The organism is Planomonospora alba (assembly GCF_039534085.1).
GTDB classification, from domain to species: Bacteria; Actinomycetota; Actinomycetes; order Streptosporangiales; family Streptosporangiaceae; genus Planomonospora_B; species Planomonospora_B alba.
Window position 1 is genome coordinate 54,413 of record NZ_BAAAUT010000002.1, and the last position, 12,050, is coordinate 66,462.

The 12,050-nt window shown below is 72.7% G+C and carries 15 protein-coding genes; all 15 read right to left on the reverse strand.

What is annotated here, in order from left to right; all coding sequences use genetic code 11:
- Window positions 1-13: 13 nt before the first annotated feature.
- The gene (gene dprA / locus ABD823_RS01270) at window positions 14-1,201 is read right to left on the reverse strand and encodes a DNA-processing protein DprA (RefSeq protein ID WP_344854924.1); all 1,188 of its coding nucleotides are present in this window, start codon (window positions 1,199-1,201) and stop codon (window positions 14-16) included.
- Window positions 1,198-2,877 (reverse strand): YifB family Mg chelatase-like AAA ATPase, encoded by a 1,680-nt coding sequence (locus ABD823_RS01275; RefSeq protein WP_344854926.1) that lies wholly within the window; start codon window positions 2,875-2,877, stop codon window positions 1,198-1,200. Before ABD823_RS01275 ends, dprA begins: the two co-directional genes overlap by 4 nt.
- Window positions 2,878-3,005: 128 nt before the next feature.
- Window positions 3,006-3,359, reverse strand: a complete 354-nt coding sequence (locus ABD823_RS01280) for a YraN family protein (protein ID WP_344854928.1) — start codon at window positions 3,357-3,359, stop codon at window positions 3,006-3,008.
- A 192-nt stretch (window positions 3,360-3,551) separates the two neighbouring features.
- Window positions 3,552-3,875 carry a DUF2469 domain-containing protein gene (locus ABD823_RS01285; protein ID WP_068895098.1) on the reverse strand — a complete coding sequence of 108 codons (324 nt, stop codon included), beginning with the start codon at window positions 3,873-3,875 and terminating at the stop codon, window positions 3,552-3,554.
- Between the two features lie 121 nt (window positions 3,876-3,996).
- Entirely contained in the window at window positions 3,997-4,611 is a 615-nt protein-coding gene (gene lepB / locus ABD823_RS01290; protein ID WP_344854938.1) for a signal peptidase I, read from the reverse strand.
- Between the two features lie 9 nt (window positions 4,612-4,620).
- Window positions 4,621-5,490 carry a signal peptidase I gene (lepB, locus tag ABD823_RS01295; protein WP_344854940.1) on the reverse strand — a complete coding sequence of 290 codons (870 nt, stop codon included), beginning with the start codon at window positions 5,488-5,490 and terminating at the stop codon, window positions 4,621-4,623.
- A 199-nt stretch (window positions 5,491-5,689) separates the two neighbouring features.
- Window positions 5,690-6,034 (reverse strand): 50S ribosomal protein L19, encoded by a 345-nt coding sequence (rplS, locus tag ABD823_RS01300; RefSeq protein WP_344854942.1) that lies wholly within the window; start codon window positions 6,032-6,034, stop codon window positions 5,690-5,692.
- Window positions 6,035-6,193: 159 nt separating this feature from the next.
- On the reverse strand, window positions 6,194-6,982 hold the full coding sequence (gene trmD, locus ABD823_RS01305) for a tRNA (guanosine(37)-N1)-methyltransferase TrmD (protein ID WP_344854944.1): 789 nt from the start codon (window positions 6,980-6,982) through the stop codon (window positions 6,194-6,196).
- 1 nt (window position 6,983) lies between these two features.
- The gene (rimM, locus tag ABD823_RS01310) at window positions 6,984-7,499 is read right to left on the reverse strand and encodes a ribosome maturation factor RimM (RefSeq protein ID WP_344854946.1); all 516 of its coding nucleotides are present in this window, start codon (window positions 7,497-7,499) and stop codon (window positions 6,984-6,986) included.
- A gap of 94 nt (window positions 7,500-7,593) precedes the next feature.
- Window positions 7,594-7,836 carry an RNA-binding protein gene (locus ABD823_RS01315; RefSeq protein ID WP_344854948.1) on the reverse strand — a complete coding sequence of 81 codons (243 nt, stop codon included), beginning with the start codon at window positions 7,834-7,836 and terminating at the stop codon, window positions 7,594-7,596.
- A 1-nt stretch (window position 7,837) separates the two neighbouring features.
- Window positions 7,838-8,287 (reverse strand): 30S ribosomal protein S16, encoded by a 450-nt coding sequence (gene rpsP, locus ABD823_RS01320; RefSeq protein WP_344854950.1) that lies wholly within the window; start codon window positions 8,285-8,287, stop codon window positions 7,838-7,840.
- A gap of 361 nt (window positions 8,288-8,648) precedes the next feature.
- A complete protein-coding gene (gene ffh / locus ABD823_RS01325) occupies window positions 8,649-10,199 on the reverse strand; it encodes a signal recognition particle protein (RefSeq protein ID WP_344854952.1) in 1,551 nt (516 codons plus the stop codon).
- 131 nt (window positions 10,200-10,330) lie between these two features.
- Entirely contained in the window at window positions 10,331-10,924 is a 594-nt protein-coding gene (locus ABD823_RS01330) for a GTP-binding protein (protein WP_344854954.1), read from the reverse strand.
- Window positions 10,905-11,276 carry a DUF742 domain-containing protein gene (locus tag ABD823_RS01335; RefSeq protein ID WP_344855269.1) on the reverse strand — a complete coding sequence of 124 codons (372 nt, stop codon included), beginning with the start codon at window positions 11,274-11,276 and terminating at the stop codon, window positions 10,905-10,907. Before ABD823_RS01335 ends, ABD823_RS01330 begins: the two co-directional genes overlap by 20 nt.
- A 333-nt stretch (window positions 11,277-11,609) precedes the next feature.
- Entirely contained in the window at window positions 11,610-12,032 is a 423-nt protein-coding gene (locus ABD823_RS01340) for a roadblock/LC7 domain-containing protein (protein WP_425566551.1), read from the reverse strand.
- Window positions 12,033-12,050 lie beyond the last annotated feature (18 nt).

The following is a 12,050-nucleotide window of genomic DNA, read 5'->3' on the forward strand; positions in this document are numbered from 1 at the left end:
GGCCTCCCCGCGTCTACCCGCCCGGTGGCCGCTCCGGACGCAGCCGCCAGCCCCGGGAGGTCCGCTCGACGTACCCGGCCGCGGCCAGGCCGCCGAGGCAGGAGAGCACGGTCTCCAGGTCGACACCCGCATCCACCGCGATCGTCGCCGGTCCGGCCCCGGCCCGCGCCGGCACCGCCTCCAGGACCCGCCGGGTCTCGGGATCGAGCCGGTCGCGCGGGAGCACCGGGCCGCGCGGTTCGGGTGCGAGCTCGCTCCCGATGGCGCCGACCAGCTCGGCCATCTCCGCGGGTGTGGTGACGCAGATCGCCGCGCCCTGCCGGATCAGGCGGTGGCATCCGACCGAGGTGTCGGAGGTCACCGGCCCCGGCACCGCGGCGAGGACCCGGTTCAGCGCCACCGCGTGCCCGGCCGTGTTGAGCGCCCCGCTGCGCACCGCCGCCTCGACGACCACCGTCCCGCGGGCCAGGGCGGCGATGAGCCGGTTGCGGACCAGGAAGCGCGGCCGGGTGGGCCGCACCCCCATCGGACACTCGCTCACCAGCACCCCCTGGCCGCGCACGGCCGCGAACAGGTCGTGGTGCGCGCTGGGGTAGGTGACGTCGGCACCGCAGGCGAGCACGGCGACGGTGGGCGCCCCACCCGCCAGGGCACCGCGGTGGGCCGCGCCGTCGACCCCGTACGCGCCGCCCGAGACCACCCCGTGGCCCCGCTCGCTCAGCCCGGCGCCGAACTCCGCCGCGACGTGCGCGCCATAGGGGGTGGCGGCCCGGGAGCCGACCACCGCGACCGACCGGATGCAGGCGAAGCGCAGGTCGGCCTCGCCGTGCAGCCACAGGGCGTGGGGCCGCACGTCCCCCAGGTCGTCCAGCTGGGTGGGCCACTCCGCGTCCCCCGGCACGACCAGGCGGGCCCCGGTCCGCTCCCCCTCGGCCAGGTCGGCGGCGGGGTCGGCCGTCTCCAGCCGGGCCGTCCAGGCGGCGAGGACCCGCGCGAGCCGCTCCCCTGCCCCGTCGTCTGAGCCCGCCGCGCCCCCGCGGTGCACGCTCCCGAACCACCGGGCGAACCCGGGATCCAGCGCCCCGCGCCGGATCTGCTCGACCGCGGCCTCCGGGCCGCAGGAGGCGGCGAGCCGCCCCATCACCGGGTCACCGGGCTCGGCCAGCCGCATCAGCACGAGCCGGGCGAGACGCTCCCTCACCGCTCCTCCCCCAGCCACAGCCCGAGCGCCGCGCGGGTCTCCTCGACGCCGGGCCTGTCCCGGCCCTTCAGGTCGGCGATGGTCCAGGCGACCCTGAGCACCCGGTCCAGGCCCCGGGCGCTCAGCACGCCGTTGTCCAGGCAGCCCAGCAGCGGCGCCATCGCCGCGGCCGGCAGGCGGTAGTCGGTGTGCAGCGCCCCGGTGGGGACCTCCGCGTTGCACCGCCACGGCGTGCCCGCGAACCGCTTGGCGGCCCGCTCCCTGGCCAGCAGCACCCGCTCGGCCACCGTCCGGCTCGGCTCGGCGAACCGGCGGTCGGCGAGCAGCTCGCGCCGCGTCGCCCGCAGGAGCGTCACCTTGACGTCGACGCGGTCCAGCAGCGGGCCGGACAACCGGGACAGGTAGCGCCTGCGTGCGCCGGGAGAGCACCGGCAGGGGTCCTCCGGACGGGACGGCTGCGCGCACGGGCAGGGATTGGCCGCCAGCACGAGCGCGAACCGGGCCGGGAACGTCACCTCGCCCATCGCCCGGGAGACGGTCACCTTGCCCGACTCCAGGGGCTGGCGGAGCGCGTCCAGGACGTTCATGGAGAACTCCGGGGCCTCGTCCAGGAAGAGGACCCCGCCGTGGGCCAGCGAGGCGGCCCCCGGCCGGATCGCCCCGCTGCCGCCGCCGACGACCGCCGCGATGGTCGCCGTGTGGTGGGGCGCCACGAAGGGCGGGCGGGTCAGCAGCGGCCTGTCGGCCGGGAGCCTCCCGGCCACCGAGTGGATCGCCGTCACCTCCAGTGCCTGGTCGTGCTCCAGGGGCGGCAGCAGCGTGGGCAGCCGCTCGGCGAGCATCGTCTTGCCGGTCCCCGGCGGCCCCAGCATCCAGAGGTTGTGGCCCCCCGCAGCGCAGATCTCCAGGGCGCGGCGCGCGAACGGCTGACCGGCCACGTCGCTCAAGTCAGGGCCCGCCCCACCGCTCCCGGGCGCACCGGGTGCGCCCGGCCCGCCCGGACCCGCGGCCCCGCCGTCCGGACCGGAGCGGCACGCCCCGGAGCCCGGACCGCCGGAGGCGGGCCATGCGGAACCCGGCGTCGCCGAGGCGAGTGCTCCGGCTGCGGGCGTCCCCGCGTCCGGCGTCCCCCGGGACGGGGACGGCAGCGGACGGGCGGGACCGTCACCGCGCAGCCAGCCCACCAGGTCGCCGAGGGTGGAGGCCGGGATCACGGTCATCTCCCGCACCAGCCCGGCCTCGGCCGCGTTGCCCGCCGGCACGACGACCGTGCGGGCACCCGCGCCCGCCGCCGCCAGCACGGCGGGGAGCACGCCCCGCACGGACCGGATCGACCCGTCGAGGCCCAGCTCCCCGAGGAAGAACAGCGCAGCGACCCGGTCCCTGGGCACCGCGCCCGCGGCCGCGAGCAGCGCCACCGCGATCGCCAGGTCGAACATGCTGCCCCGCTTGGGCAGGCTGGCCGGGAACAGGCTGATGGTGATCCGCGCGTCGGGCCAGGCGTGGCGGCTGTTGACCACCGCCGAACGGACCCGGTCGCGCGCCTCGCTCAGCGCGGTGTCGAGCATGCCGATGAGGTGCGTGCCGGCCACGCCGCTGCCGACATCGGCCTCGACGTCGACCACGTGCCCGGTCACGCCCACCAGGCAGACGCAGCGCGTGCGTGCGACGGTCACCCGGACCACCCCCGCGCGGGCCCGGCCGGGGCCGGGAGCGCACCCGCGGTCGCGGAGGTCTCGCGCAGTCGCCGCGCGGAGCAGGGGATCCACGGCGGCCCGGAGGTCTCCCGCGGGTGGAGGGGCATCTAGCACACCCCCCGCTCGTGGCGGATGACGAACTCGCCGGCGAACCGCTCCAGCGCCACCACGTCGATCCGGACCGAGTCGAACCGCTCGCACCGCCCGCCCAGCCACCGGCCGGCGAGCCCGCGCAGTCGGGCGAGCTTCGCCCCGGTCACCGCCTCGAAAGCCGTGCCGTGGGTCCTGCCCGAGCGGGTCTTCACCTCCACCACGACGAGGACCCGCCCGTCCCGGGCGACCACGTCGATCTCACCGTCCGGGCACCGCCAGTTGCGATCCAGGATCTGCATGCCGTGTGCCAGCAGGTAGTCGACGGCGACCTGCTCACCGCGCCTGCCGAGCTCGTCCTTCGCGGCCATGGAACCACCTCCGGTTCCCGACCTTCGCTCAGCTCACGCCGTCACCGACGACCCGAATCCGCTTCTGTGGACACCCGGCCGAGGTCGCGGGACGCCTGTGGAGAAAGCCCGGCGCGGGGCGTCCGGCGGGACGGCGGCCCGGCCGGCGGGAGTCCTCCGGGCCGGACCCGCGCAGGCACGGCGATGGAGTCCTCAGCCGGAGAAGCCCTCCTTGGGCATCTCCAGATCGGACTTGGCCAGCTCCTCGACGTTGACGTCCTTGAAGGTGACCACGCGGACGTTCTTGACGAACCTCGCCGGCCGGTACATGTCCCAGACCCAGGCGTCCTGCATCTTCACGTCGAAGAACACGTCGCCGTTCTCCGCGGTGCGGACATCCAGGTCGACGGAGTTGGTGAGATAGAAGCGCCGCTCGGTCTCCACGACGTAGGTGAACAGGCCGACGACGTCGCGGTACTCGCGGTAAAGCTGCAGCTCCATCTCGGTCTCGTACTTCTCGAGATCCTCTGCGCTCATGCCGGTCCTCCTGTCACACGCCCTTCCGGCCCACCCGGTCGGGCGGGGTCGGCCCCCACTTCATTGTCGCCCATCGCCCCTCTCCGGACGGGCCCCTCGCGCCCTCCCGGAGAGTGTGCCGCTATCCGTGCCGGGGAAACGCCCGGGCGAACGTCTCCGGCGTCTCCAGGATCGCCGCCCGCGAGAACGGCCAGTAGATCGCGAAGGCCCGGCCGATCACGTCGTCCTCGGAGATCGTGCCGTCGCCCTCGTGCTCCTCCCAGCTCCGGGAGTCCTGGGAGGCGGAGCGGTGGTCGCCCATGAGCCACAGGCGCCCCTGCGGGACCACCTTCTCGAACTCGTCCCCCGAGGGGAGGTCGTCCGGGTGGAGGTAGTCCTTCTCCTCGATCGGCACGCCGTTCACGGTGATCCGGCCCTGTGCGTCGCAGCACTTGACGGTGTCACCGCCGACCGCGATCACCCGCTTGATGGTGTCCTCGCCGTTCCATCCCTTGAAGACCACCACGTCGCCGCGCTCGGTCTCACCGTGCAGCTTGTTGACGACCACCCGGTCGCCTTCGAGCAGGGTTTCCTCCATCGACTCCGACGGGATCCAGAAGGACTGGAAGACGAAGGCCTGCAGCAGCAGTGCGGCGACGACTCCGGAGACCAGCAGGAGCAGTGTCTCGCGCAGGCTCCCCCCCTTCTTGCGGGAGGGCTCGTCCTGCCTGCTGTCGTTGTCAGATTCAACGGTCATGGGATACGGCTACCGCCTCGAAAGCCGGCGACGACGCCACAGCACCAGCGGTACGGCCCCCGCGAACCCTGCCAGCAGCGGGGTGGCCCCGGTGGCGGCGGCGGCGGCCTTCAGCGCCGGCTGGCTGAACGTGTCGGGGATGGGGAGAGTGGTGGCCCTGGAGAAGGGCCAGACGATGACGAAGGCGCGGCCGATCACCTGGTCGATCGGGATCGTCCCGCCGCCCGGGTCGCCCTGGTGCTCGCGGGAGTCCAGGGAGACGCTGCGGTGGTCGCCCATGACCCACAGGCGCCCCTCCGGCACCTTGATCTCGAAGGGCTCCCGGGAGGGCAGGTCGTTCGGGTAGAGGTATTCGCTCTCGTCGAGCGCCACGCCGTTGACCGTGACGCGGCCCTGCTTGTCGCAGCACTTCACGACGTCCCCGGGGACGCCGATGACGCGCTTGATGTAGTCCTTCTCGCCGGGGACCACGCCGAAGGCGGTGCCGACCCAGCGGAAGAAGGCCGCGAACGCGTTGGACGGCTCCTCGATCTGCACCTCGCCGTCCCAGGAGTCCACCCCCGAGAAGACCACCACGTCACCGCGCTCGATGTCGCGGACGTGGTAGACGAGCTTGTTGACCAGGACCCGGTCGTTCTTCAGCAGGGTGTTCTCCATCGACTCCGACGGGATGTAGAACGCCTGGACGATGAAGGTCTTGATTACGAGCGCGAGCACCAGAGCGACGACGACCAGGACGGGCAGCTCCTTCCAGAAGGAGCCTTTCTTCTTGTCCTTGCCGCCCTTGGCGGTCTTCTCGGTGTCTTCCGCGACCACGTCCACCTCGTCCTCGGCAGGCCGGCGCGCAGGCGCGCCGTATGCCCGGTCCTCGCTAGTCATCGCTGACGAGCCTAGATGATGGCGGAGGCACAGTGGTCGAGGCCGCGGTTAAGGACTGCTCCTGATTGCATCAGCGTTGGTTCGTCTTCATGTGTCCCGGCAGGTCCCGAAGGCCCCGGCCCGGCGGGGTCCGCACGCGAGCGGCCCGCCTCCCCCACGGGGAGGCGGGCCGGGACGGTGCGGCACCCGCCGCGGGCGGCTAGCGCTTCTCGCGGATGCGGGCGGCCTTGCCGCGCAGGTCGCGCATGTAGTAGAGCTTGGCGCGCCGGACGTCACCGCGGGTCACGACGGTGATCTTCTCGATGACCGGGCTGTGGACCGGGAAGGTGCGCTCGACGCCGACGCCGTAGCTGATCTTGCGGACGGTGAAGGTCTCACGGGCACCACCGCGCTGGCGGCGCAGGACGAAGCCCTTGAAGACCTGGATACGGGACCGGTTGCCCTCGATCACTCGGACGTGGACTTCGAGCGTGTCGCCGGGGCGGAAGTCCGGAACGTCGCTGCGGAGCGTGGTCTTCTCGAGCTCGGCGATCAGCGGGTGCATGGTGGTGATACCTCGTTTACGCGAGCACGCGGAGGTCCATCCGGCCGCGGCGGAGCGGCGTCGAGATGGACGCACGTGCTGGACTGATGTGTCGGTCGTGACGCCGGGCGCTGCGGCCCGGCGGAGCGCGCCGGTCTGCGGGCAGTCGGCGGCAAGGATTCAGTGTGCCATATTTTCGCGGCCCACCGGAAATCCGAGCTCCTCCAGGACCTCGCGGTCGCGCCTGTCCAGCCGTTCCGGGTCGAGCCCCGCGAGCAGCTCGGGACGGTTCCGCGCGGTACGGCGGAGCGCCTCGTCCCGGCGCCACCGGGCGATCCTGCCGTGGTGGCCGGAGACCAGGATCTCCGGCACCCGGTGGCCCCGCCACTCGGGCGGCTTGGTGTAGACCGGGCCTTCGAGCAGGTTCTCCATGGTCCCGGGCGCGAACGAGTCGTCCACGGCCGAGTGCGCGTTGCCCAGCACCCCGGGGAGCAGCCTTCCCACGGCCTCGACCATCACCAGCACCGCCGCCTCGCCCCCGGCGAGCACGTAGTCGCCGATGCTGACCTCGTCCACCCGCAGGCGGGAGCCGTACTCGGCCATGACGCGCGAGTCGATGCCCTCGTAGCGGGCGGGGGTGAACAGCAGCCAGGGCTCGGCGGCGTACTCCATCGCGAGCCGCTGGGTGAAGGGCACCCCGCTGGGGGTCGGCACGACGATCCGGGGACGGGCCCGCGGGTCGGCGGCCAGGACGTCGTCGATGGCCTCGCCCCACGGGTCGGGCTTCATGACCATGCCGGGGCCGCCGCCGTAGGGGGTGTCGTCCACGGTGCGGTGCACGTCGTGCGTCCAGTCGCGGAGCTGGTGCAGGCGGACGTCGAGGATGCCGCGCTCGCGGGCCTTTCCGATGAGGGAGACGTCGAGCGGGGCGAAGTACTCGGGGAAGATCGAGATGATGTCGATGCGCATGTCAGACCATCTGGTCGGGGTCCAGCAGGCCCGGCGGCGCGTCCACCAGCAGCGTCCCCGCCTCCAGGTCGACCTCCGGGACGAGCGCCTTGACGAACGGCACGTAGACCTCCGCGTCGCCGCGCCGTACGACCAGCAGGTCCTGGCCGTGGTGGAGCACGTCGGCCACCTCGCCCGCCCGCTCCCCGTCGGGGGTGACGACGGTCAGCCCGATGAGCTGGTGGTCGTGGAACTCGTCCGGGTCCGCAGGCGGGGGGATGTCCGCCGAGTCGAGGACCAGCATGGTGCCGCGGAGCGCCTCGGCCCCCTCGCGGTCGTCCACGCCCTCGAATCCGACCAGCAGGATCCCGGAGTGCCAGCGCCGGGAGGCGACGACGAGCGGGCCGGCGGACGCGGGGTCGGTGGAGAGCCGCGACCCGGGGGCGAACCGCCCCTCCGGGTCGTCGGTGCGCACCTCCACGGTCACCTCGCCGCGGAGTCCGTGCGGGCGGCCGATCCGGCCTACGACGAGCTGCACGCCGCCTCCTGGATGTCGTGTCGAAAGAAAGCAGACGGGCCACCCACACCGGTGGGTGGCCCGTTCGCTCGATGGATCTCGCGTCGGCCGGGGCCTAGCGGGGTTCGTCCAGGTCGAGCAGGTCGACCCGGATGTACTTGCCGTCGCCGAGGGCGTTCACGACGGTGCGCAGCGCCTTCGCCGTACGGCCGCCCCTGCCGATGACCTTGCCCAGGTCCTCAGGGTGGACCCGGACCTCAAGCACACGTCCGCTGCGGATGCGGCGGGCGCGAACCTGGATGTCGCCGGGATGCTCGACGATGCCCTTCACCAGGTGCTCGAGGGCCTCCTCGAGCATCTCAGGCCTCGCCTTCCGGCTTCTCCTCGGCGGCGGTCGGGGCCTCGGCGGCCTCGTCGGCCTTGGGGGCCTTCTTGGCCTGCTTCTTCGGCGTGGTGGCGGCCTCGAGGGACAGCGCCTCCTTGGCGGCGGCCTCGTAGGCGGCGTGGCGGTCCGGCTTGGGCTCGGCGACCAGCTTCGGCGCCGGGGCGGGCTCGCCCTTGAACTTCTGCCAGTCACCGGTGATCTTGAGGAGCTTCAGCACCGGCTCGGTCGGCTGCGCGCCGACACCCAGCCAGTAGGCCGCCCGCTCGGCGTCGATCTCGATGCGCGAAGGGTTCTCCTTCGGGTGGTACAGACCGATCTCCTCGATCGCCCGACCGTCACGCTTGGTGCGGCTGTCGGCGACGACGACACGGTACTGCGCGTTGCGGATCATGCCGAGCCGCTTGAGCTTGATCTTGACTGCCACTGGTGTGGTCTCTCCTGCATTAGAGCGTGGGTGAGCGGCGTCTCATCGAGTGGGGCGCGAGGAGCCGGCCGCTACAGGGACAGGCGCGACCGGCGGGGGTTAGAGGGCGCCCGCGTGGCCACGATGTTCCAACATGCAATTGTGCCAGACATATGGGGGTGCCCGGCCAACTCGCGCCGTCCTCCGCGTACGGAAACGGGCAAGTCCCGGTGCGGGCGCCGCCGTGCGGGCGCCCGCGCCGCGGGTCACCTGGGCCGCACGCCCAGCAGCTCCAGCACCGCGACGGCGATGAAGCCCACGATGATGACCGCCCAGATCCAGCGGGCGCGCTCGAAGAACCTGCCGTCGTCGTCGCCGCTCATCACTGCCCCGGGAACTTGAACTTCGAGGGGTCGAAGCCCGGCGGGAGCTCCAGGCCCGGCGGGAGCTGGCCCGCGCCGAGGTTGCCGAGGGCGCCCGTGCCGGGCGCCGCGCCCGCCCCGGTCTTGCCCGCCCCGCCCTTGCCGAGCGCGGCCTTGCGCGGGTCGCCGCTCACCCGGCGGCCCTTGGCGGCCTTCTTCTGCGCCGCCTTGGCGGCCTTGCGCCCGCCCGGCATGCCCGGGATGCCCATGCCGCCGGCCATGCGCTTCATCATCTTCTGGGCCTCGAAGAAGCGGACGACCAGGTTGTTCACCTCGGTCACCGTGACGCCGGATCCCCGGGCGATGCGCTCGCGGCGCGACCCCTTGATGATCTTCGGGTCCTGCCGCTCGGCCGGGGTCATCGAGCGGATGATCGCGGCGATGCGGTCCAGGTCGCGGTCGTCGACCTGGTTGAGCTGGTCGCGCATCTGCCCCATGCCGGGCATCATGCCGAGCAGGTTCTTGATGGGGCCCATCCTGCGGACCATCATCATCTGCTCGAGGAAGTCCTCCAGGGTGAAGCCCTCGCCCGAGGTGAGCTTGCCCGCCATCCGGGCGGCTTCCTGCTCGTCGAAGGTCTTCTGCGCCTGCTCGATCAGGGTGAGGATGTCACCCATGTCGAGGATGCGGGAGGCCATCCGGTCCGGGTGGAAGGCGTCGAAGTCCTCGAGCTTCTCGCCGGTGGACGCGAACATGATCGGCTTGCCGGTGATGTGCCGGACCGAGAGCGCGGCGCCGCCCCGCGCGTCGCCGTCGAGCTTGGTGAGCACGACCCCGTCGAAGCCGACGCCGTCCATGAAGGCCTGGGCGGTGGAGACCGCGTCCTGGCCGATCATGGCGTCGACGACGAACAGGACCTCGTCCGGCGAGACCGCGTCGCGGATGTCCGCGGCCTGCTTCATCATCTCCTGGTCGATGCCGAGCCGGCCCGCGGTGTCGATGATGACGATGTCGTGCTGCTGCCGCCGGGCGTGGTCGATCGACTGCCGCGCCACGGCGACCGGGTCGCCGACGCCGTTGCCGGGCTCGGGGGCGTAGACCGCCACGCCCGCCCGCTCGGCCACGACCGACAGCTGCTGGACCGCGTTGGGGCGCTGGAGGTCGGCGGCGACCAGCAGCGGGGTGTGGTTCTGCTCCCGCAGCCAGCGCGCGAGCTTGCCCGCCAGGGTGGTCTTGCCCGCGCCCTGGAGGCCGGCGAGCATGATGACGGTCGGCGGGTTCTTCGCGAAGCGGAGCCGGCGCGTCTCGCCGCCGAGGACCTCGATCAGCTCGTCGTTGACGATCTTGACGACCTGCTGGGCGGGGTTCAGCGCCTGGGAGACCTCGGCGCCGCGGGCGCGCTCCTTGACCTGGGCGACGAACGTCTTGACCACGGGCAGGGCGACGTCCGCCTCGAGCAACGCGATGCGGATCTCGCGACACGTGGCGTCGATGTCGGCGTCGGAGAGCCGACCCTTGGATCGGAGGGAGGAGAAGACCGATGTGAGCCGGTCGGAAAGCGTCTCGAACACGTGATTGGCCAGCCTCTGCGCTACAGGTCTGCGACTCGACCTCCCAGCCTATCCGCTGGCGGCCGCCCCGGCGCCCGGTGAGAGGCCACCGGGCGCCCGCGGCGGAGGGGGGCGCCGCGCCGCCCTTCCCCCTAGCGGCCCCAGCCGGGGACCGCCATCCGCATGGTCAGGGCGTGCTCGACCAGCGTGATGAGGGTGGCCTTCACCGCGTCGCGCGAGCGCGCGTCGGTCCGCGAGATCGGGATGTCCGGAGCGAGCGTCAGCGCCTCGCGCACCTCCTCCTCGCCGTGCGGGTACTGCCCGTCCCAGCCGTTGAGCGCGACCACGAAGGGGAGCTTGGCCTCCTCGAAGTAGTCGATGGCGGGGAAGCTGTCGGCCAGGCGGCGGGTGTCGACCAGCACGACCGCCCCGATGGCGCCGCGGACCAGGTCGTCCCACATGAACCAGAACCGGTGCTGCCCGGGCGTGCCGAACAGGTACAGGATCAGGTCCCGGTCCAGGGAGACCCGGCCGAAGTCCATCGCCACGGTGGTCGTGGTCTTGTTGGGGGTGAGCCCGACGTCGTCGATGCCGGCGCTGGCGTCGGTCATCACCGCCTCCGTGGTCAGCGGGAGGATCTCCGACACCGCGCCCACGAACGTCGTCTTGCCGACGCCGAAGCCGCCGGCGACGACGATCTTGGTCGAGGTGAGGCCGCTGCCTCGGCTAGAGCCTGCGAAGTCCACTGAGCACCCTTTCCAGGAGGTTGAGATCCGGCTTGCCCGCGTTCAGCTGCGGCTGGTGCAGCTGGACCAGACCCTCCGCCGCCATGTCGGCGACCAGGATCCGGGTGACCCCCAGGGGGATGCGGAGCATCGCGGAGATCTCAGCGACCGAACGCACTTGCCGGCACAGGGCGCTGATCGCCTGATACTCCGGAGTGCGGGTGGATAGATCATGATGAGTCGACGTCGCCGAGGAGACCAGGGCCTCCATGGCGAGCTGCGTCCGGGGGGCGGTGCGCCCCCCGGTCACGGCGTAGGGGCGGACCAGGGAGCTCTGCTCCGCCGGCGGCGGCTGCAGGTGGTGCGGGGGCATCCCCTGCGGCGCCTGGTGCCCGGGCGCGCCGGGCGGCATGTGGTGCGGCGCGGGAGTCCCCGGGTGCCCGGGCATCCCCTGCGGCGCGTGGTGCGGCGGGACACCCTGCTGCATGCGGACGTCGTCCATCGACTGGTAGGGCGGCCCGCCTAGCGGGTCGCCCTCACCTGGCCAGCCGTGCCCTGCCACGGCGTCCTCCTCGCGCGGTGTCCGCCGCGGCGCCGACGCGCCGCGGCACGGATGCTGCCGACCGTTCTCTTCCCTCGTCTCTCATTCGCGGGCTCCTTCGGGCTCCGGAAGGGGAAGTTCGCTCCGGCGCGCCCTCGTGGGTCGTCACCGGGGGTGGGAGGCCTGGAGTTCGGCCCGCACGGCGGGCGTCAGCACCTGTCCGGCCCGCTCGACGAGCAGGGTCATCTGGTAGGCCACCAGGCCCATGTCGCACTCGGGGGAGGCCAGTACGGCCAGGCAGGAGCCGTCGCTGATCGACATGAGGAGGAGCAGCCCGCGCTGCATCTCCACCACGGTCTGGGTGACCGCGCCGCCCTCGAAGACCCGGGACGCCCCCTGGGTCAGGCTGAGCAGCCCGGCCGCGACCGCGGCCAGCTGGTCCGCCCGGTCCCGGGGGAACCCGTCCGAGAACGCCAACGGCAGGCCGTCCGCCGACACCACGACCGCGTGCGCAACGCCGGGGACGTTGTTCACGAAGTCGGTGATCAGCCAGTTGACCCCCCGAGCGGCCTGGCTCAGTTCGCGCACCGGTGGTCCTCCTCAGCG